At 65.3% G+C, this 20089-nt stretch carries 16 protein-coding genes; 8 read left to right on the top strand and 8 right to left on the bottom strand.

Annotated features, from left to right (window positions below):
• Positions 1-3 precede the first annotated feature (3 nt).
• From AC3WLX_RS05525 to AC3WLX_RS05490, 8 genes are all read right to left on the bottom strand, one after another.
• The gene (locus tag AC3WLX_RS05525) at positions 4-2214 is read right to left on the bottom strand and encodes an ABC transporter permease (RefSeq protein WP_492335003.1); all 2211 of its coding nucleotides are present in this window, start codon (positions 2212-2214) and stop codon (positions 4-6) included.
• Positions 2207-2989, bottom strand: coding sequence for an ABC transporter ATP-binding protein (locus AC3WLX_RS05520; protein ID WP_492335002.1), 783 nt, complete (start codon positions 2987-2989; stop codon positions 2207-2209). Before AC3WLX_RS05520 ends, AC3WLX_RS05525 begins: the two co-directional genes overlap by 8 nt.
• Entirely contained in the window at positions 2982-4061 is a 1080-nt protein-coding gene (locus AC3WLX_RS05515; RefSeq protein ID WP_492335001.1) for a branched-chain amino acid ABC transporter permease, read from the bottom strand. Before AC3WLX_RS05515 ends, AC3WLX_RS05520 begins: the two co-directional genes overlap by 8 nt.
• A 1-nt stretch (position 4062) precedes the next feature.
• Complete coding sequence (locus AC3WLX_RS05510; protein ID WP_291627292.1) at positions 4063-5073, bottom strand: branched-chain amino acid ABC transporter permease; 1011 nt, start codon at positions 5071-5073, stop codon at positions 4063-4065.
• Between the two features lie 455 nt (positions 5074-5528).
• A complete protein-coding gene (locus AC3WLX_RS05505) occupies positions 5529-6356 on the bottom strand; it encodes a helix-turn-helix domain-containing protein (protein WP_291627294.1) in 828 nt (275 codons plus the stop codon).
• Positions 6357-6480: 124 nt separating this feature from the next.
• Positions 6481-7731 (bottom strand): ABC transporter substrate-binding protein, encoded by a 1251-nt coding sequence (locus AC3WLX_RS05500; protein WP_492335000.1) that lies wholly within the window; start codon positions 7729-7731, stop codon positions 6481-6483.
• A 260-nt stretch (positions 7732-7991) separates the two neighbouring features.
• Positions 7992-8987: an alpha/beta hydrolase gene (locus AC3WLX_RS05495; protein WP_492334999.1), complete on the bottom strand. Its 996-nt coding sequence runs from the start codon at positions 8985-8987 to the stop codon at positions 7992-7994.
• A gap of 13 nt (positions 8988-9000) precedes the next feature.
• Positions 9001-9936 (bottom strand): MBL fold metallo-hydrolase, encoded by a 936-nt coding sequence (locus tag AC3WLX_RS05490; protein WP_492334998.1) that lies wholly within the window; start codon positions 9934-9936, stop codon positions 9001-9003.
• Positions 9937-10171: 235 nt separating this feature from the next.
• Here AC3WLX_RS05490 and AC3WLX_RS05485 point away from each other — a divergent pair, with 235 nt between their 5' ends.
• The 8 genes from AC3WLX_RS05485 to AC3WLX_RS05450 all read left to right on the top strand — a co-directional run bounded on the left by AC3WLX_RS05485 (position 10172) and on the right by AC3WLX_RS05450 (position 20077).
• Positions 10172-11116: a LysR family transcriptional regulator gene (locus AC3WLX_RS05485; protein WP_492334997.1), complete on the top strand. Its 945-nt coding sequence runs from the start codon at positions 10172-10174 to the stop codon at positions 11114-11116.
• Between the two features lie 955 nt (positions 11117-12071).
• A complete protein-coding gene (locus AC3WLX_RS05480) occupies positions 12072-13412 on the top strand; it encodes an ABC transporter substrate-binding protein (RefSeq protein ID WP_492334996.1) in 1341 nt (446 codons plus the stop codon).
• 82 nt (positions 13413-13494) lie between these two features.
• Positions 13495-14373, top strand: a complete 879-nt coding sequence (locus AC3WLX_RS05475; RefSeq protein WP_492334995.1) for an ABC transporter permease — start codon at positions 13495-13497, stop codon at positions 14371-14373.
• On the top strand, positions 14370-15260 hold the full coding sequence (locus AC3WLX_RS05470) for an ABC transporter permease (protein WP_492334994.1): 891 nt from the start codon (positions 14370-14372) through the stop codon (positions 15258-15260). Before AC3WLX_RS05475 ends, AC3WLX_RS05470 begins: the two co-directional genes overlap by 4 nt.
• A 2-nt stretch (positions 15261-15262) precedes the next feature.
• Positions 15263-16369, top strand: a complete 1107-nt coding sequence (locus AC3WLX_RS05465) for an ABC transporter ATP-binding protein (RefSeq protein ID WP_492334993.1) — start codon at positions 15263-15265, stop codon at positions 16367-16369.
• Positions 16370-16388: 19 nt separating this feature from the next.
• Positions 16389-16880, top strand: a complete 492-nt coding sequence (locus tag AC3WLX_RS05460) for a (2Fe-2S)-binding protein (protein ID WP_492334992.1) — start codon at positions 16389-16391, stop codon at positions 16878-16880.
• 2 nt (positions 16881-16882) lie between these two features.
• Positions 16883-19270 (top strand): xanthine dehydrogenase family protein molybdopterin-binding subunit, encoded by a 2388-nt coding sequence (locus AC3WLX_RS05455; protein ID WP_492334991.1) that lies wholly within the window; start codon positions 16883-16885, stop codon positions 19268-19270.
• A gap of 9 nt (positions 19271-19279) precedes the next feature.
• Entirely contained in the window at positions 19280-20077 is a 798-nt protein-coding gene (locus AC3WLX_RS05450; RefSeq protein ID WP_492334990.1) for an FAD binding domain-containing protein, read from the top strand.
• The last annotated feature ends 12 nt before the right edge of the window (positions 20078-20089 follow it).

Genomic DNA, 20089 nt, shown 5'->3' with positions numbered 1-20089 from the left:
CGCTCACCTCGCTACTCTCCGCCGTGCGCCGGCACGGCCGAACAGGGTCCGGAACGCGCCGACGATGGCGGCGGCAAAGTCGGGATCGTTGATGTTCTTGGGAATGCGAACGAGCTGGCGGTTGCCGGTCTGCCGCACCGTGCGCTCCAGCGTCCGGAACAGCGCCGCGTCGGCGTCGGGGTCCCAGAACGGCTGGCCCCGCGCGTCGAGCGCGGAGACCCCGCCCTCGGGCAGGAAGAAACGCACCGGGCCGTCCATCTGGTTGAGCCGCTCGCCAATCCAGCGGCCCATGCGCTCGTTCTCCTCCACCGTCGTCCGCATCAACGTCACCTGCGGATTGTGGACGTGGAATTTGCGGCCGTGGTAGCGCTCGGGAATGGTGTCGGGCGCGCCGAAATTGACCATGTCGAGCGCGCCGACCGAGCCGACATAGGGCAGCCGGTTGCGGATGATCGCGCCAAGGCGGTCCTCGGTCGCCGGAAACACGCCGCCCATCATGAGGTCGCAGATCTCGGTCGTGGTGAGGTCGATCACGCCGGCGAGCTGGCCTGACTCGACAAGCTTCTCCATCGAGCGGCCGCCGACGCCGGTGGCGTGAAAGACGAGGCACTCGAAATCGTCGCGCAGGTCGGCGGCGATCTTCTGCACCGCCGGCGTCGTCACGCCGAACATGGTGATGCCGACCGAAGGCAGGTGGCCGGCCTCGCGCGAGGTGGGGGCACGCGCGTCGAGCCGCGCCTTGACCATGCCGGCAAGCGCGTTGGCGCCGTTGGCCAGCACCGCGCGTGAGATCGAGTTCAGCCCCTGCACGTCGGTGACCGAATACATCATCGTGATGTCGGCCGGGCCCACATAGGGCCCGACGTCGCCGGAGGCGACGGAGGAGATGATCAGCTTCGGCACCCCGATGGGCAGCGCGCGCATGCCCGGGGCGACCAGCGAGGACGCGCCCGAGCCGCCCGCGGAGATCACGCCGGCGACATTACCCTGGCGCCGCAGCCAATTGGCAAACGCATCCGCCATCGCGGTCACGGCGGCACCACGGTCGGTGCCGAACACGGCGGAGCCGCCGCGGCCATGGTTCAGGGCGATTTCCTGCGCGGAGACATCGCAGGATGAATGCTTGCCGCTGGTCGAGACGTCGACCAGCCGCGTGCGCAGGCCGCTTTCGGCGATGACGTCGCGGATGAAGCGCAGCTCCTGGCCCTTGGTGTCGAGCGTGCCGACGACCAGCACCACCGGCGGCCCCGAGGTCGGCGCCGCCGCCGGCTCGCGCTTGCGCCGCGCCGCCTCGTCGAGCCGAGCGACCTGCGTCGACAGCGTCCGCGCCGCGGCCTCGATGCGGGAGATCGGCACCGGCTGCGACCATCGCGTCGGCAGCGTCGGGTTGGAGACGTAGATGCGCACCGGTCCGTCGCGGCGGGGTGCCGACGCGGGCTTCGCCTCGGGGCCGGACGCCGGGATGTCGAGATCGGGCTCGAGCTCGGCGTGAAGCCCGACCCCGAGCAGCCGCTGCTGCAGCTCGCGGTCGGCGGCAAGGCGCGCGGAGTCGATGATGCGGTTGATGCGACCGTTGACCATGATCGCGACGTTGCGCGAGATCGCGGTGGCGACGCCGATGTTCTGCTCGATCACGAGCACGGCCATGTCGCCGTCTTCGCCCAGCCGCAGCAACATCTCCTCGACCTGCCCCACGATGACGGGCGCGAGGCCTTCGGTCGGCTCGTCCATGACGAGCAGATGCGGATTGGTGAGCAGCGCGCGCGAGATCGCGAGCATCTGCTGCTCGCCGCCGGAGAGCTGGCCGCCGCCATGACCCTTGCGCTCGGCGAGGCGCGGGAACGTGTCGTAGATGCGCTCGACGGTCCACACGCCCGGCCGCAGCCCGCCGGCGAGCCGCAGATGCTCGTCGACGCTGAGCGATCGCCAGAGCCGGCGTCCCTGCGGCACGTAGCCGACGCCGAGCCGCGCGATCTGGGCCGGCGACCGCCGGGTGATGTCCTCGCCGCGGACGCGGATCGAGCCGCCGCTGACGGCAACCAGTCCCATGATCGCCTTGCACAGCGTGGTCTTGCCCATGCCGTTGCGGCCGACGACGGAGAACACGCCGCTCTCCAGCGTCAGATCCACACCCTGCAGCGCGTGGGAGTGGCCGTAGTAGACGTCGAGGCCGCGGACCTCGAGCGCGGCGCTGGAGCGGCGGGCCTCATTCATGGCCGCCTCCGAGATAAAGCTCCTGCACTTCAGGGTCGGACTGGATCTCCTGCGGCAGGCCCTCCTTGAAGACGCGGCCATTGTGCATCATCGTGACGCTCTCGACGACGCGCAGCGCCACGTCCATGTCGTGCTCGATGATGATGTAGCCGATATGCGCCGGCAGCGAGGTCAGGATTTCGATCAGCTCGGCGCGTTCGGTCGGCGACAGTCCGGCGGCTGGCTCGTCGAACAGCACGAAGCGCGGCGCGCCGGCGAGCGCCAGCGCGATTTCGAGCTGGCGCTGCTGGCCATGCGCGAGCTCGGCCACGCGCTGGTCCTTCACGGCGGAGAGATGCACGGCCTGGACCAGATTGTCGGCCGCATGCATCAGCGCATCGTTCTGTCCCGGACGCAGGAACGAGAAGCGCCCGCGCGAGACGCCGCGGCAGGCGAGATAGACGTTGTCCTGCACGGTGAGGCCGGGAAACAGCGCGGAGATCTGGTAGGTGCGGCGCAGCCCTCGCCGGATGCGCTCATAGGGCGGGAAGTGCGTGACGTCCTCGCCGAAGAAGCGGATGGTGCCGGAGGATGGCGGGAAGTCGCCGGTAATGCAGTTGAACAGCGTGGTCTTGCCGGCACCGTTGGAGCCGAGCACGGCGCGGCGCTCGCCGGGCCGCACGGTGATGGTGACGTCGGTCAGCGCCGCCAGCGCGCCGAACATGCGCGTCACGCCGCGCAGTTCCAGCGCAGAGCCGGCACCGACGGCGGAGAGGCGACGGGCGACGCTATCCATGGCTGCGCCCTCCGCTGGAACGGTCGGCGCCGCGGCGCTGCCGCCAGCGCTGCCACAGGCCGATCACGCCGTCCGATGACCAGAACACGATGGCGAGGAAGCCGAGCCCGATCAACAGGCGGAAGCGGTTGCCGTCGAGCCCGATCCGCACCAGGAAGTCGAGCGCGAAAGTGCGCAGCAGCACGAAGATCAGCGCGCCGATGAAGGGGCCGATCGGGCGCGTGATGCCGCCGACGACGGCGATGATCAACACGTCGATGCAGGCGCCGACGCTGACCGAGCCCGGCGAGATCTGGCGGTAGTTCCAGACCTGGAGCACGCCGGCCAGCGCGGCCACGAAGGAGGCGAAAGCATAGGCGGCGACGCGGTGCGCATTGACGTTGAAGCCGAGCGCCGCCATGCGCCTGGGATTGTCGCGCACGCCCTGGAGCGCCAGGCCGAAAGGTGCGCGCGAGAGGTACTCGACGGCGAAATAGCAGAGCGCGGCGACCGCGAGCACGATGTAGTAGAAGGGGATGTCGGCGCGCCAGTTCACGCCCCAGAAGTGCGGCGTGGCCACGGTGTTGATGCCGGTATGGCCGTTGAAGATCGCCCAGTTCTGGTTGGTGAAGTAGTAGAAGGCCGCGCCGATCGCGAGCGTGATCATGATGGTGTAGATGCCCTCGGTGCGCACCGCGAGCGCGCCGCCGAGCGTGCCGAAGGCGGTCGCCAGCGCCAGCGCCATCGGCACCGCGAGCCACCACGGCCAGCCCAGGCTGATATTGGCGTTGCCGCTGACGCCGAACACCGCGACCATGTAGGCGGAGAAGCCCGCGATGGTGAGCTGCATCAGGCTGACCATGCCGCCGTAACCGGCCAGGAACATCAGGCTCAGCGCGATGGTACCGAGGATCAGGGTGGAGGCGAAGATCTCGATCAGGAAGAAGCCGCTGGCGATCAGCGGCATGATCAGCAGGATGGCCGCGACGGCCCAGGCGGCGGGATGATTGACCTCCGGCCACGCCCGTGCCGGTCGCTGCGCCAACGTGGCGGGGCGAACGGCGAGGCGGGGGGCATCATGGGCGAGCGACATCTCAGCGCCTCGCCAACAGGCCTTGCGGCCGGATCGCCAGCACCAGCACCATGATCAGGAAGGTCACGACGATCGCGTAGGTGGGGATGTAGACCGAGCCGAGCTGTTCGGCGAGCCCGATGATCAGCGCGCCGAGTGCGGCGCCGGGGATCGAGCCCATGCCGCCGACGATCACGACGACGAGCGAGGCCAGCAGGAAGCGGATGTCCTCGCCCGGCGACAGCGACTGGAAGGTGCCGCCCACGACGCCGGCCATGCCCGCAAGTCCCGCGCCGAAGGCGAACACGGCGACGAAGACGAGCTGGATGCGCACGCCGGTCGCCGCCAGCATATCGCGGTCGTCGACGCCGGCGCGGACGATCATGCCGATCCGGGTGCGATTGAGCGCGAGCCACATCGCGACGCCGATCACCACGGAGGCGACGAAAATCACGAGCCGCACCGAGGGATATCTGAGATAGACCGGCTCGCCTGAGGATTTGATCGCCGTCACCAGCGGCAGCTCGACGGGGCCGATCAGCCAGTTCGGGGTCTGGATCTGGTAGAAATCGCCACCGCAGGCCCAGAGCATCAGATCGGCGAACACGATGGACAAGCCGATCGTCACCATGGTCTGCCTGAGATCCTGGCCCTCCATGCGGCGGAAGACGAGAACCTGGAGCAGCACGCCGACCAGGGCGGTCAGGATGAAGGCGACGATGAAGCTGAGAACCCAGGAGCCGGTCGCGGTGCTGACGGCGTAGCCGACATAGCCGCCGAAAAGATAGAGCGAGCCGTGCGCGAGGTTGACGTTGCGCATCAGCCCGAAGATCAGCGTGAAGCCGCTGGCGACGAGGAAGTAGAGGCCGCCGAGCGTGATGCCGTTGAATAGGGCGTTGAGGAAGACGCGCTTGCGGCCGATCGCCTGCTCCAGGCCCGGCGGCCAAACCGCGAAGATCAGCCAGAGCAGGATTGCGACGGCGATGATCGAGATCAGCGCCCAGGCCGGATGGCGTTCGACGAAGCGGCTCATGGCTTCACCTCGCCCCGCTTGCGGCCGGGCAGTCGTGTATCAGACCCGGTTGCTGTGCGGCCCATCCTTCGAGACGCCCGCTTTGGCGGGCTCCTCAGGATGAGGGCGGAGTGCGCGGCAACCGTCTCAACGTCCTTGATACCGATCAGACTCACCCTGAGGAGACCGCGGAGCGGTCGTCTCGAAGGGCGAGGCGCTTGCTCAGGCCGCTCCGGGCAATCGCGCGTGACGCCGCTCGTGCATGCGGAAAGAGGCCGCGTCGAAAACGCGGATTCACTCCAACCCTCGCCCGGCAAGCGGGGCGAGGGGGCATGCGAGCCGTTGCCGGCTGCGAGCCCTGCCATTGACGTGCGTCCTCCCGTCGTCGCGATCCTCTTTCCGGGATCGCGTCGCCAACATCCTAGCCAGCGGGCGAGGGCGACGTTTGATCGTGAGTATCTTTTCGTGGCTCGCGCTCAGGCGCGCAAAATCTTGGCGGCGCGGCGATAATCGGTCGGGGCCATCCCGACATTGGCGGCGAAGAAGCGGGTGAAACCGCTTTGCGAGGAGAAGCCGAGGTCGAAGCCGATATCGGCGATCGGGGCCTCGCTCGCCACCAGCGCTTCGAGCGCCTGTTCCATGATCAGCGTATTGAGATAGAGGTTCGGCGTGACGCCGGTCTGCACGCGGAACAGCCGGTAGAAATGCGGCCGCGACAGGCCGGATTCGCGCGCGATGGTGTCGAGCTCGATTTCGGCGCCGGGGCTTTCCGACATCATCTTGATGCATTTGCGCACGCGAAAGTCGGTGACGGCGCCGCTTGTGCGCGGATCGCGCGCGATCTCGGCCTGCTGCCAGCTTTCGTCGTAGCAGATGTCGATCAGCCGCCGCAGCTCGGAATCGAGGCTGGAGAGCGATGGTGCGCCGCACACGAGCGCCGCGGTCCGCCTGATATGCTTGTCGAGCGCGGGCGTGCGCTTGAACTGGGTGCGGCCGAAACGCAGCCGGTCGCCGCCCGAGGCATCGGGCGCGAACCATTCGGCATTGACGTAGAGCACGAAGAAGATGGCGCCGCCGTCGAGATCGGTCGGCAGGAAGTTGTGCGGCTCCCAGGGATTGACGGCGACGACGGAGGTTTCGGTGAGATCGTAATGTCCGTCGGACACGTCGATGCATGCCGGCATGCCGCCGACATGGAAGATCAGATGACCTTCGCGATGGGCGTGGATATTGAAAGGGCGGTTCAACTGATAAACCGTCGCCCGGCCGAAGCGGCCGTGGAAGACGGCGAGCGCACGGCTCATGCCTTCCCCTCCCGAACGTTCTTGTCTTTTCCGCCAGCGTTCAACAACACCGGCGAGATTGCAAGAGCGGAGAGCGACCGCGTCAGCGAGTCGCTCCCCGGTTGCGTCTGCCCGATGTGATGCGTCAGTACTTCTTACATTCAGGCACGGTGCGGCTTGGCAGCCCGATCTTGGCGAACACGGCCGGGTCGTAGCCGAGCGTCTGGTTGACGTTCGGGATCACCTTCACGACCTTGCTGAACAGCGCGCCCTTGCCGTCATCGACGACTTCGGTGACGAAATTGGTGCCGATCGCCTGGCGGTTGGAGTCGAGCTTGATCTTGCCGTTCGGTGCGTCGAGCTCGATCTTCGCCAGGGCTTCCCTGTACTTCGCCTGGTTGTTGGAGAGGTCGCCATTGACCTGGCGCAGCGCCAGGATCAGCGCCATGGTTGAACCATAATAGTTGGTGGCCAGCAGCGACGGGCTGGGGAACCGCTTGTTCGGCGGGAAAGCGTCCTGATAGGCCTTCACGAATTTCTGCCAGCCCGGATCCTCCCAGGTGTCGGCCTGGCCGCTCGCCGCGATGGTGCCGATCAGGGCGTTCTTGGCGTTGCCCTTCGAGGACAGGATGGTCTGGTCGATCATGATGGAGCCGCCCATCAGATGCGCCTTGCCGCCGGCCTGCTGATACTGGTTGAGGAAGTTGACGGCATCCGCTCCGCCGAGCCCGAGATAGATGGCATCGACGTCGTCGGGCAGGGCGGCGATCACCGAGGCGAAGTCTTTCGTCCCGAGCGGCACCCATTGCCGGTTGGTCACCTGTCCACCCATGCCGCAGAACTCGAGCACCAGCCCGAACACTTGGGTGTAGATGAAGGAGTAGTCCTCGCCGACGGTCGCGATCTTGCGATACTTCTTGTCCTCATAGGCGTATTTGCCGAGGCCGACCTGCCATTGCGCGCCGTCCATGTTGAAGCGGAAGAAATTCGGGGCAGGGTCGACATAGGTCGTTTCCTGCGCGCCCGAGGCCGCGTTGATGAACGTCAGGTTGGGATGGCTCTTTGCGAAGTTCTTCACCGCGATGCCCTCGTCGCCGGAGAGCGGCGACAGCAGGATCTGCACCTTGTCCTGTTCGATCAGCTTGCGCACGGCGCGCACCGCCGAGTCCGGCGTCGCGTCGGTTGAGGCGACGATGAACTCGAGCTCCTTGTCCCCGACCTTCTTGCCGAGCACGTTGAGCGCGGTCTGATGGCCGCGCATGCCGTCCTCGCCGAGCACCGTGTAGGTGCCTTCGAGCGTTGCGGTCACGCCCACCTTGATCTTTTCCTGGGCGATGGCCGCGCCCGAAAGAAACAGGCTGCTCAACGCGAGCAGTCCCATGCTGCATTTCGACATGTGCTCCTCCCTGTGTCATCGCTTTTTTTTGGCGCGACGATCCGTGATATGCCCGTGGCTCAATGCCCGCGGCTTTGGAGGAAAGCTAGCCGAAGTCAGATGCGCTGCACGCTCCAGGGCCTCCTTCGGCTTGACTAGGAGTCTCATTTTGAATGTTGCGGCGCGGGTGGTTTCGCGGTGCAGCAGGCACCCGCGCCGAGGGAGCGCTCCAGGAGCTCGTTTGCGTCGCGCTTTCCGGACGAACTCCAGGAGGGAGCGCGCTAGCCATAGTCTTCAGCAAGAAATTGGCTGATGGCATCGAACGCCTGCAGACGGTGCTTTTCGAGCAGAACCATGTGCGTGCCTTCGCCGATCTCGACCCATCGCCGGTAGGGAGCGCGTTTCAGCGCGAGAAAGAGATCCTGCGCCGAGGCGATGGGAACGTCCCGGTCCCATTCTGCGTGCACCAGCAGCACGGGCACCCTGATGTCGCCGGCATCATAGAGGGCCTTGCCGGCGGCCCAATATTCACGAATGTCCAGGATCGGGCCGTTGACTGCACGCATGACCGGTGGCGTTTGCGAGCTGCCCTGCGGGTCGGTCGCGAGCGAGATGTCGGCCCAGAGCTCGAAGCCGCCCGCCGGGATCAAGCTCGCTCGGGCGGCTTCCGGTGCAGCCGATAGCCAGCGTTCCCTGAAGTCCAGAACCGGGACCTTGCGATAGCCGCCGAGACGCCCGCCGGCATCGATGGGAGCCGGGCCTTTCAACAACCAGAGCGGGGCGACCAATGCGAGCTTGACGATCTTGTCGTTGTTCGCTGCGGTGTAGGCGCCGGCGACCGAGCCGCCCCACGACATCGCAACCAGATTGAGTTGCTTGATGTCGCGTTGCTTCAAGACGTGCGCGACTGCGCTGGCGAGGTCGCGCACGCCGGTCTCGGTACGCACCAGCGGTCCGGATTGCTCCGGCGGCGCGTCCATCTCGGGCGGGCGCGTCGATCGGCCATAGCCGCGCACGTCGAGCGCAAAGACGTCGTAACCATGAGCGGCGAGATGATCCATGAAGGAGACGCCTTCGACGGGGGTGTCGAAAAGGCTTTCCGACGAATAGGTCGCGCCGTGCATCATCAGGATGGTTCGCTCGGCGACGAAGGTCGTGAGCGTCGCGGGTCGCTTGTTGCGCAGGTGAAGCGAAATTCCGGCCGTGTCGCTCGGAATCATGAGGTCCTCGACCACGATCTCGGGCCTGTCGGCGCGCGCGCGAGCTTGCTGGTTCATGCTCGGTCTCCGTTCAGATGAATTGCCAGGTAAAGCGTTCTCCGGTCCGGCGGATGCGGCCGGCCGATGATTGTGCGAAATGGGTGGTGAAGATGGTTGCGCCACGCTCGGCCGCGTCCTCCAACACCAGGGCGCGCGAGCGCAAGGCGGCTTCCGGGAATTCGCAGAAGCACGAATTGAGCGAGGGCTCGTAGACCTGCAGCGGATGGTGCATCACGTCGCCGGCGAAGAGCGCCTGCTCGCCGCCGGACACGAGACGGATCGACGCGTGATCGATGCTATGGCCGGGCGTCGGAATGAACGAGATGCCGTCGAGGACCTCGCTCCCGTCCACTGCAATGAGCCTGGCAAGTCCGGCCTCGATCACCGGCCGGACGCTGTCGTCATAGACACGGTCGGCCGGCTTGCGCAGCGCGGGGCCGAGGGCCGGGGCCGGGCGGGCTGCGCCGATCGGCTCTGTGCCCGTGGCGAGGCTCTCGCCATAGGCCTGCTCGACCCCGGAGAAGACGTAGGTCGCTTTCGGGAAGGTCGGGCTCCAGCGCCCGTCGACGAGCCGCGTGTTCCAGCCGACGTGATCGGCATGGACATGGGTGAGCAGAACGTAGTCGACCTGCTCGGGTGTGACGCCGGCTGCGGCGAGCCGCGTCAAGAAGGGCTCATTGAGCCGGTGGAGCGGCGGGATCTCCGGCCGGTTCTTGTCATTGCCAGTGGCCGTGTCGATCAGGATCGTGTGGTGCGGTGTCCTGACCAGCCAGCTGTGAATGCTCTGAATGAAGGTGCCGGTCACGGGATCGAACGAGCCCGCCTCGAGTCGGTCGCGATGACGCTCCAGCGCCTGCGGCTCGGCTCCCGGATAGAGTGCGTCGAATTTGAATGCGGCAAGCCGCAATTCGTCGATCCGCGTGATCGATGCTTTGCCGACGTGGTAGGTCTTGGCCGCTTGAATCATCGAGATCTCCTCAACTGCGCCGCAGCTAGGTGGGGCCTTGATTGCCCGGGCCGCAGCACCCGTGAGGAACGAAGCGCGCCGGGTCTTGGGGAGAGCCGCGGGCTCGATGGGTCCCATCGACATTGTCGATACCTGAAAAGCACGCTGGGCCAGCTTTTCATGCCGGCGTTTTGGTCCTAATCCTCGTATTGCGGCTCGTCGGCGCCGCGATGTGCCGTGGACGGAGGTGGCCCCGATGCTGGATGCGGAACACGGTCGGGGTCGGCCGACCGACGACCATGACCTCGCCGAGATCGACCTCGGCCTGCTGCTGGCTCTGGAGGCCCTCCTGCGCGAGCGGAACGTGACGCGCGCGGCCTCCCGGCTCAACATCGGGCAGCCTGCCTTGTCGGCGCGGCTCAACCGGCTGCGGCAGATCTTTGCCGATCCGCTGTTCGTGCCCGCGGCGAGCGGGCGCGGCGTCGTGCCGACGGCGAGGGCGGCGGAGCTGCAGACGGAGCTTGCGGACGTGCTCGGCAAGCTTCGCCGCATGGTGGAGGGGCCGGCCGTGTTCGACCCCGCCCGCAGCCAGCGAACCTTCGTCGTCGCCATTCACGAGAATCCGGCCGTGACGCTGGCGCCCGGCCTGGTTGCGCGCTTGACGGCGGTGGCGGAGCGGGCGCGGCTCGCTCTCGTTCACCCCGCGCGCGATGTCGTCGACCAGTTCGAACGCGGAGAGATCGACATCCTCGTGACGGGAGCTGACCGCGCACATGGCGAGCTGATGCAGCGGCCGCTGTTCGAAGACGGCTTCCTCTCCGCACAGCGCAAAGGACACCCGCGTGGCAACCGGCCGCTTGATCTCGACAGCTTTTGCGCGCTCGACCACCTGCTGATCTCGGCCGACGGTGGCGGCTTCTCGGGCCTCGTTGACGACGCGCTCGCGGCGCTCGGCCGTTCCCGGCGCGTCGCTGTCTCCATTCAAACCTATGCACTGGCGCCGGTCATCCTTGCGCACAGCGATTGCATCTGCACCCTGCCGCGACGTTTTCTGATCCGCTTCGCCAACGAGCTCGATCTCACGCCCCCGCCGCTCGATCTGCCGCCCGCTCGCATCGTCGCGTTGTGGCATCCGCGCAATCAAGAGGACAAGGGTCATGCCTGGCTTCGGGACTGCCTGTACCAGGCGGCTGTCGCCTGATGTCGTGACGGCGCCAAGTGCCGGGGCCCAACCCCCGCCTGTTTCGCCCACTGTCAATATCTTCTCGGGAATATATTCCGCTTTACCGAAATTCGGAAATATCGTATGTCTCGCCCATCCCGGCTCATTCTTGAGGGGCGATCGTGAGGTCGTCATGTTCGCGAGCCGGGCTTGCGGTGGACGCGGCAGCGTCGGCGTGAGAGGTGCGGGCAGGGCGGGTAGTCCCTGTGAGCCCGCGGCCGCGCGCGGACGAACGGCGCTGCTAGGTTTCGTCTCGTCTGTAAGTTTCCGGCGCTGTCGACGGCATCGGGAAAACTGCGGCGAAATGGCGGGCCGTGCGTACGGCAAAACCGTGTGGTCCTGGCCGTCGTTGCTACGGTCAAGCCTGTCGCGGAGATGTGCGCGAGCCCAACCGGGCAGACGGCATCGTCAATTCGCGGGGCGAGGGAGGCCAGAAGGAAAGTTCGGCTCCCGGGAGAGCGCGGCATAAGCCGTCCGACCATCGCGCAGGGAAGGCCGAGTGTTGGGCTACACCTGTATGCTGCTGTGCGGTTCTTCCTGCGTGTGCATCTTCGCGCAGCGGACCGCGGGTGCAAGTCGGCACCCGGTCTTCCCTGCGCCCTCTTGGATATGAGGGCGGCGAGATCAAGCAAAGCTCGGGCGAAGTACGCTGCGAGAACGCGAAGGCGTGTCGTCCAGACGACGAAAAAGTTCCCAAATTGATGACCGCCAAGTTTGCATTCGTTGCGCCCGGTATACCCGCCTGCCGCCTTCCTGAGCTGCCGTGCCGAGATCAAATGCAGAGGGCTGAGTCATTAGTCGCGCTTATGTCGCGAATTTTTACTTCCAATTTTACTTCGCAAAACCCTGCCCATAGCCTCACGCGCAACTGATCACATCCGCAGGGATCGCTGAAGATCGTTGCGGCCGCTCATCGTAACCAACGAGGGTTGCCATGCTTGATAGGGATAAGGGGAATGCTGCCGCCGGAACGAAGCCGCGGGAAGCAAAAAAGCTGAGCCGCCGCACGCTGTTGAAGGGGGCCGCCGCCGTCGCGGGCGCCGCCGCTGGATCGGATGCGATCCGGGGATTCCCGACCATCTGGGCGCAGGAGATCAAGGACATCGAGCTGCGCCATGTCGGCGTGTCCTATTCGGTGGTGAAGGCGATCGGCGACCAGGCGGCCAAGGATCTCGGCTTCAAGGTGACGATGCAGAACCTCGACACCTCCGCCGCCATCAACCGCTTCATAAGTCAGCCAAATACGGTTGATATCGCCGACCTCGAAGGTTGGCAGGCCAAGCTCGCGGCCAAGCGCGGCGTGATCCAGGGAATCCAGGTCAAGAAGATCAAGGAGTTCGACAACATCCTGCCGATCTTCACCAAGGGCGAGATCGACGGCCACAAGATTCCGCGCCAGGGCATTTCGCCTTACGAGGCCATGTATATCGCCAAGCCCGACGCGACCGATCTCAACGACGGCGTCACGGAGTGGGCGACGTTCCTGCCCCAGGTCTACAACGCGGACTCCATCGGTTATCGCCCCGATCTCGTCGGCCACGAAGTGACTGAGTGGAAGGACCTGATCGACCCCAAGTTCAAGGGCAAGGCCGCGATCCTCGACGTGCCCGCCATCGGCATCATGGATGCCGCGCTCTGCTTCGAGAGCGCCGGGCTGATCAAGTATGGCAACAAAGGCAACATGACCAAGGAGGAGATCGACTTCACCTGCAACAAGCTGATCGAGCTGAAGAAGCAGGGTCAGTTCCGCGCGACCTGGACCACTTTCGACCAGTCGGTGCAACTGATGGCGGCGGGCGAGGTGGTGATCCAGTCGATGTGGTCGCCCGCGGTTGCAGCCGTGCGCGTCAAGGAAATTCCCTGCGTCTACGCGCCCGTGAACGTCAAGAACGGCAAGGAAGGCTATCGCGGCTGGTGCAACGGCATGGGCCTGATGAAGCACCTCTCCGGCAAGAAGCTCGACGCCGCCTACGAATATCTCAACTGGTATCTGTCGGGTTGGCAGGGCGGCTTCGTTGGACGCTACGGCTACTACAGCCCCGTGCCATCGACGGCCAAGAAGTTTCTCACGGCGGCGGAATGGGACTTCTGGTACGACGGCAAGCCCGCGCCCGCGGTGATCAACGATCCCTACGGTGTGCCGATGGAGAAGGCCGGCACCAAGCGCGACGGCGGCTCGTTCCTCGATCGCGTCAAGAACATCTCGTGCTGGAACACGCTGATGGACGAGGCGGCCTACATGAACAAGCGCTGGAATGACTTCAAGGTGGCCTGAAACCTGCTTTCCCTGACCTGAACGACGCACCGGCGCCGTTACGCGCCGGTGCGAGAAGGCAGACTTCGAGGCCATTGCCGCCATGCAGCCCAATCCAAGTCCCATGCGCGCCAATCTCGCCGGCTGGCTCTATGTGTCGCCGCTGGTCCTGGTGCTCGTGCCGTTCTTCGTGGCGCCGATCCTGGTCGTATTGGCCGCGAGCTTCTTCGCCACCGACGGCTTTGGCGGACTGACGCCGGGCTTCACGCTGGCAAGCTATGCCGAGGTGCTGCATTCGGCGCTGACGCTGAAGCTGTATCTGGCGACCATCAAGTTCACGGTGCTGACCTGGATCTTCACCCTGATCATCGGCTTCTTCGTTGCCTATTTCCTGGTCTTCCACGTCCGCAACCAATTGCTGGCGATCGGCCTGTTCCTGCTCTGCACGGTGCCGTTCTGGACCTCGAACATCATCCGGATGATCTCGTGGATCCCGCTGCTCGGCAAGGAAGGCCTGATCAACCAGGCGCTGCTGGCAACGGGTGCGATCCGCCAGCCGCTGGAGGTGCTGCTGTTCTCCGATCTCGCGGTGGTCATCGCCTATGTGCACCAGCTCACGATCTTCATGATCGTGCCGATCTTCAACTCGATGGCGAGGATCGACAAGAAGCTGATCGAGGCCGCAATCGACGCCGGCTCCAGCCGTTTCGACATCATGCGTCTGATCGTGGCGCCAATGTCCAAGAGCGGCATCGCCCTCGGCACCATCTTCGTGGTCTCGATCGTGATGGGCGATTTCTTCGTGGTCAAGGTGATGTCCGGCGGCGGCTCCGCCTCGGTGGTCAGCGCCTTCTACGAGGACGTCGGCGTGCTGCAATATCCGACTGCGGCGGCAAGCGCCGTGCTGCTCACGCTGGTGCTGGTTGCGATCGTATCGCTGATCCTGCGCACGGTCGATATCCGGCAGGAGATCACGCGATGAGCGCGGTGCTCGCCGACATGCCCGAGATCGCGGCCCCCGCGACGACCAAGGCGATTGCGCCGAGCAAGGGAGGCAGGCCCTGGACGTTCTACGTGCTGGCGACGCTGTTCGCCTGCTACGTCATCGCGCTCTACGGTCCGATGTTCTGCATCTACATCCTGTCCTTCCAGGATATCCGGGGCGGACTCGTGTTTCCGATGAAGGGTCGGTCGCTACACTGGTTCGTCGACCTGTTCACTCAGGTGCGCACCGGCGATGTCAAGGGGTCGTTCGACCGCTCGATCAAGCTCGCGGTGATCGTCACCGTCATCACCGTGGTGGTGTCATTCCTCGCGGGGCTTGGCTTTCGCAAGCGCTTTCGCGGCGACACATTCGTCTTCTACATGATGATCGGCAGCCTGGTTGCGCCTGGCCTCGTGCTCGGTCTCGGCACCGGCCTGTTGTTCCAGGCGTTGGGGCTGAACGCAAGCTGGTACACGTCGGCACTCGGCGCGCAATTATCCTGGACGCTTCCGTTCGGCGTGCTCGTGATGTTCGCGGTGATGTCCCGCTTCAACCATGCCTGGGAGGAGGCAGCCTACGATCTCGGCGCCAGCCGCTGGCAGTCGATCCGGCTGGTGATGATCCCGGTGCTCGCGCCCGGTCTCGTCGCCGTCGCGCTGTTCGGCTTCACGCTCTCTTACGACGAGTTCGCGCGCAGCCTTCAGACCGCGGGGTCCCTGAACACGCTGCCGCTGGAAATCTGGAGCATGACGCTGAACGTCACCTCTCCGTCGCTCTACGCGCTGGGCACGGTGACCACCATCGTCTCTTTCATCGTCATCGGCGCCAGCCTCGGCAGCATCGTGCTGATCCAGAAGAAGCGCGGCAGCCGGGTAAAGGCCTAGGAATGAAGAACGATCGCGGCGATATCGAACTGGCGGGCGTCTGCAAGAGCTTTGACGGCGCCACCAACGTCGTCGACGGTGTCAATCTCAAGATCGCAGATGGCGCCTATTGCTGCTTCATCGGCCCCTCCGGCTGCGGCAAGACCACGATCCTGCGCATGATTGCCGGCCACGAGGATCCGACCGCCGGCGAGATCGTCATCGGCGGTCAGAACGTCGTCGGCCTCGCGCCGGTGCAGCGGCGCACCGCGATGATGTTCCAGTCCTATGCGCTGTTCCCGCATCTGACCGTGCGGGAGAACATCGCCTTTGCACTTCGCGTGCGCGGCCAGTCCAAGTCCGACCGGTTGCGCGCGGCCGATGCCATGATCGAGAAGGTACGATTGACGCAGTTCGCCGACCGCCTGCCGGCCCAGCTCTCCGGCGGCCAGCAACAGCGTGTGGCTCTGGCACGTGCCGCGATCACCGAGCCGCGGGTGCTGCTGCTCGACGAGCCGCTCTCGGCATTGGACGAGCAGCTTCGCGTCCAGATGCGCCAGGAGCTGCGCCGGATGCAGCAGGAGCTCGGCATCACCTTCATCCATGTCACCCACACCCAGCTCGAGGCGATCGCGCTCGCTGATCTTGTCGTGGTGATGGAGCAGGGCAAGATCAAGCAGGCCGGCGCGGCCCGGGACGTCTATGCCCATCCGCACGATCGCTATGTCGCGGAATTCATGGGTGGCCAGAACGTGTTGTCCGGTCGCGTGGAAAAGGTGAACGGCGCCAGCTTCACGCTCGCGCAAGCGGCTCCCTCGGGCATCGAGGTCCCGCTTCAGGCGCGTTCGACCGTCAGTGTCGGAGACAAGGTCGACATCGCCGTGCGTCGCGACGATGTCGCGCTGGTTCGGCCGGGCAGGGACCTGCCGCCGGGCTGCACCACGTCGCTGCCGAGCCGGGTGCTCGCCATCGAATACCAGGGCTACTTCGTCAAGGTCATGCTCGACACCGTGCCTGACGACGAGTTCGTGGCCTATGTGCCGGAGAAGACATTCTTCGCAGATCCGTTCACCGTCGGCGATGTCGTCATGGCCACATGGGCCACCGGCAGCGCTCTTCCACTCGCCTAGAGACCCGTCGCGCAGGAGTATGACCGTGCAGATATCCTTCACACTCAACGGCCGGCCCACCACCGTCGATGTCGAACCGGCGACGCTGGTGGCCGAGCTGCTGCGCGAGCAACTCAATCTCACCGGCACCCATATCGGCTGCGACACCAGCCAGTGCGGCGCCTGCGTGGTTCATCTGGATGGTTTGCCGGTGAAGAGCTGCACCTTGCTGGCGCCGGCACTCGGCGGCGCCACGCTGCTCACGATCGAAGGCCTGCAGGGTGCGCCCGGCTCGAACCGGATGCACCCCATGCAGGAGGCGTTTCGCGAGCATCACGGCTTGCAATGCGGCTTCTGTACGCCCGGCATGCTGATGACCGCGCTCGCGCTCGCGGCCGAGAAGCCTGACCTGAACGAGGCCGATGTCCGTCATGGTCTCGAAGGCAATATCTGCCGCTGTACCGGCTATCAGAACATCGTCGTCTCGGTCATGGCCGGCGCTGCAGCCATGAACGCCGCGAAGGGAGAGTGACCATGGGCAATGTGATCGGAATCGGCGCCGCCCCAAAGCGCAAGGAAGACCAGCGCTTTCTCACCGGTCGCGGGAATTATGTCTCCGATATCAAGCGGCCGGGCATGACGGCGGGCGTTTTCGTGCGCTCGCCGCATGGACACGCCATGTTGCGCGGCATCGACAAGACCGCGGCCCTGGCCGCGCCCGGCGTCATCGCGGTCCTGACCGGCGATGACGTCGCCGCCGACGGCCTCGGCTCGTTGCCTTGCGGCTGGGGCATCACCGATGCCAAGGGCGTTCCCATGAAGGAGCCGCCTTTTCCCATGCTCGCGCAGAACAAGGTGCGCTTCGTGGGCGATATGGTGGCTGTTGTCATCGCGGAAACTCCGGAGCAGGCCAATGCTGCGGCCGAACTGCTAGAGGTCAACTATGAGGTGCTGCCTTCCGTGGTCGGCGTGCTTGAGGCCATAAGGCCTGATGCGCCGCAGCTGTTCGATGATGTCCCGAACAACATCTGTTGCGACTGGGAACTTGGCGACAAGGCCGCCGTTGAGACTGCGTTCAAGAAGGCGGCGCATGTCGCCAAGCTGAGCCTCGTCAACAACCGCCTGATCGGCAACCCCATGGAGCCGCGGGCGGCGATCGCGGAATACGAGCCGGGCACGGATCGCTTCACGCTGTGGACCACGAGCCAGTTTCCGCACGTCGTTCGCTTCCTGATGGGCGCGCTGGTGTTGAACATACCGCAGCACAAGCTGCGGGTGGTGGCGCCGGACGTCGGCGGCGGCTTCGGCGTCAAGCAGTTCCATTACGGCGAAGAGGCCGTGATCACCTGGGCAGCCAAGCGTGTGAGGCGGCCGGTGAAATGGGTCGCGAGCCGCTCGGAAGGCTATGTCTCCGACCGTCATGGCCGAGACCACGTCACCGAGGCCGAGCTGGCGCTCGATGAAACCGGAAAGTTTCTTGCCTTCCGCGTCAACACGCTGGCCAATATGGGCGGCTATCTCTCGACCTTCGGGCCGAACATCCCGACCAACCTCTATGGCCCACTGCTCGGTGGCGTCTACACCACGCCCGCGATCTACTGCAACGTGAAGGTGGTCTTTACCAACACCGTGCCCGTCGACGCCTATCGTGGCGCCGGCCGTCCTGAAGCGACCTTCGTGCTGGAGCGTATCGTCGATGTCGCGGCCGCAGAGATGGGCATCGACCGCGTCGAGATCCGCCGCCGCAACATGATCCCGAAGGAGGCCTACCCGTACCAGACGCCGGTGCTGGTGCAGTACGATTCCGGCGATCCCATGGGATGCCTCGACGGCGCGCTGGTCGCCGCCGACGTCAAGAATTTCGGTATCCGCAAGGCAGCCTCCGCCAGCAAGGGCAAGTTCCGCGGGCTCGGCTACTCCACCTATGTCGAAGCCTGCGGCCTTGCGCCGTCGCGCTTCGCCGGCAGGCTTGGGGCACGCGGCGGTCTTTATGAGAGCGCCACGGTGCGGGTGCATCCGACCGGGCAGGTGACGGTCATGATCGGCACGCACAATCACGGCCAGGGCCACGAGACCACTTTCGCGCAGATCGTCTCGGACAAGCTCGGCGTCGCCTTCGAGAATGTCGACATCGTGTTCGGCGACACCGACCGCGTGCAGTTCGGCATGGGTACGTATGGTTCGCGTTCCCTCGTGGTCGGCGGTGCCGCCTTGTCCAAGGCCACCGACAAGGTCATTGCCAAGGGCAAGAAGATCGCCTCGCATCTGCTCGAAGCGGCCGAGGTCGACATCCAGTTCGAGAGCGGAAAGTTCTCGGTAGCCGGCACGGACCGCAGCAAGACGTTCGAGGAGATCGCCGGCGCGGCCTATGTCCCGCACAATTATCCACTCGAGGTGCTGGAGCCGGGGCTGGAGGAGCAGGCCTATTACGATCCCGTCAACTTCACCTATCCTGGCGGATGCCATATCGCCGAGGTCGAGGTCGATCCCGAAACGGGCACGGTCACCCTCGTGAACTATACTGCGGTCGATGACGTCGGCACGGTGATCAACCCGATGATCGTCGAGGGCCAGCTGCATGGCGGCATCGTGCAAGGCGTCGGCCAGGCGCTGTTCGAAAACGCGGTCTATGACGAGGGCTCTGGGCAACTGCTGTCGGGCTCGCTGATGGACTATTGCATGCCGCGTGCCGACCATCTGCCGATGATGAAGGTGGCGACCCATTCCACCCTGTGCACGCATACGCCGATGGGCGTGAAGGGTTGCGGCGAGGTCGGCACCATCGGCTCGCCCGCCGCCGTGATCAACGCGGTGGTCGACGCGCTCTCTCATCTCGGCGTCACCCATGTCGACATGCCGGCAACGCCGAACCGGATCTGGCGCCTGCTGCAGAACGCGTCGTTGCCGGTCGCTGCGGAATAGGGGGATCACATGAAACCGTTTGCCTACCACCAGCCGGACCAGATTCCGGACGCGGCCAAGCTCCTGACTTCCATCGAGGACAGCAAGCTCGTTGCCGGCGGCATGACGCTGATCCCAACGCTGAGGCAACGGCTGGCCAGCCCGGTCGCATTGGTCGATCTGTCGAAGCTCGGAAACCTCAAGGGTATAACCGACGATGGTGCCACCATCACCATCGGCGCAATGACGCCGCACGCGGTGGTCGCTGCCTCGAAACTGGTGCAGACCAGGATCCCCGCGCTCGCGGCGCTGGCTTCGATGATCGGCGATCCCGCCGTTCGCAGCCGCGGCACCATCGGTGGTTCCGTTGCCAACAACGATCCGGCAGCGGATTATCCGGCCGGCGTGCTCGGCCTCGGCGCCACCATCGTCACCAGCACGCGGGAGATTGCCGCGGACAAGTTCTTCCTCGGCCTGTTCGAGACGGCGCTCGAACCGGGAGAAATCATCACTGCGGTCCGTTTACCCGTGCCGCTGAAAGCAGGCTACGCAAAGTTCAAGGCGCCGGCGTCGCGTTATGCGCTGGTCGGCGTGTTCGTCGCGAAATTCGCCGATGGGGTCCGGGTCGCCGTCACGGGCGCGGGTCCCGGCGTTTTCCGAGTGCCGCCCATGGAGGCCGCGTTGTCGGCCAATTTCGATCCGTCCGCGATCGCGGCGATCAGGATCGACACCGACGGTCTCACCTCAGATATCCATGCCGAAGCCGATTACCGGGCGCATCTCGTCACGGTGATGGCCAAGCGCGCCGTCGACGCGGCGCTCAGCTAGCTCTTTAGGGTC

The organism is Bradyrhizobium sp. FW305-F6, from assembly GCF_058782905.1.
This window is presented reverse-complemented; position numbering and strand designations above follow the sequence as displayed.

Coding starts and splice junctions, on each gene's coding strand:
- AC3WLX_RS05525 (WP_492335003.1), bottom strand. CDS start 2,214: ATGAATGAGGCCCGCCGCTCCAGCGCCGCGCTCGAGGTCCGCGGCCTC.
- AC3WLX_RS05520 (WP_492335002.1), bottom strand. CDS start 2,989: ATGGATAGCGTCGCCCGTCGCCTCTCCGCCGTCGGTGCCGGCTCTGCG.
- AC3WLX_RS05515 (WP_492335001.1), bottom strand. CDS start 4,061: ATGTCGCTCGCCCATGATGCCCCCCGCCTCGCCGTTCGCCCCGCCACG.
- AC3WLX_RS05510 (WP_291627292.1), bottom strand. CDS start 5,073: ATGAGCCGCTTCGTCGAACGCCATCCGGCCTGGGCGCTGATCTCGATC.
- AC3WLX_RS05505 (WP_291627294.1), bottom strand. CDS start 6,356: ATGAGCCGTGCGCTCGCCGTCTTCCACGGCCGCTTCGGCCGGGCGACG.
- AC3WLX_RS05500 (WP_492335000.1), bottom strand. CDS start 7,731: ATGTCGAAATGCAGCATGGGACTGCTCGCGTTGAGCAGCCTGTTTCTT.
- AC3WLX_RS05495 (WP_492334999.1), bottom strand. CDS start 8,987: ATGAACCAGCAAGCTCGCGCGCGCGCCGACAGGCCCGAGATCGTGGTC.
- AC3WLX_RS05490 (WP_492334998.1), bottom strand. CDS start 9,936: ATGATTCAAGCGGCCAAGACCTACCACGTCGGCAAAGCATCGATCACG.
- AC3WLX_RS05485 (WP_492334997.1), top strand. CDS start 10,172: ATGCTGGATGCGGAACACGGTCGGGGTCGGCCGACCGACGACCATGAC.
- AC3WLX_RS05480 (WP_492334996.1), top strand. CDS start 12,072: ATGCTTGATAGGGATAAGGGGAATGCTGCCGCCGGAACGAAGCCGCGG.
- AC3WLX_RS05475 (WP_492334995.1), top strand. CDS start 13,495: ATGCAGCCCAATCCAAGTCCCATGCGCGCCAATCTCGCCGGCTGGCTC.
- AC3WLX_RS05470 (WP_492334994.1), top strand. CDS start 14,370: ATGAGCGCGGTGCTCGCCGACATGCCCGAGATCGCGGCCCCCGCGACG.
- AC3WLX_RS05465 (WP_492334993.1), top strand. CDS start 15,263: ATGAAGAACGATCGCGGCGATATCGAACTGGCGGGCGTCTGCAAGAGC.
- AC3WLX_RS05460 (WP_492334992.1), top strand. CDS start 16,389: ATGACCGTGCAGATATCCTTCACACTCAACGGCCGGCCCACCACCGTC.
- AC3WLX_RS05455 (WP_492334991.1), top strand. CDS start 16,883: ATGGGCAATGTGATCGGAATCGGCGCCGCCCCAAAGCGCAAGGAAGAC.
- AC3WLX_RS05450 (WP_492334990.1), top strand. CDS start 19,280: ATGAAACCGTTTGCCTACCACCAGCCGGACCAGATTCCGGACGCGGCC.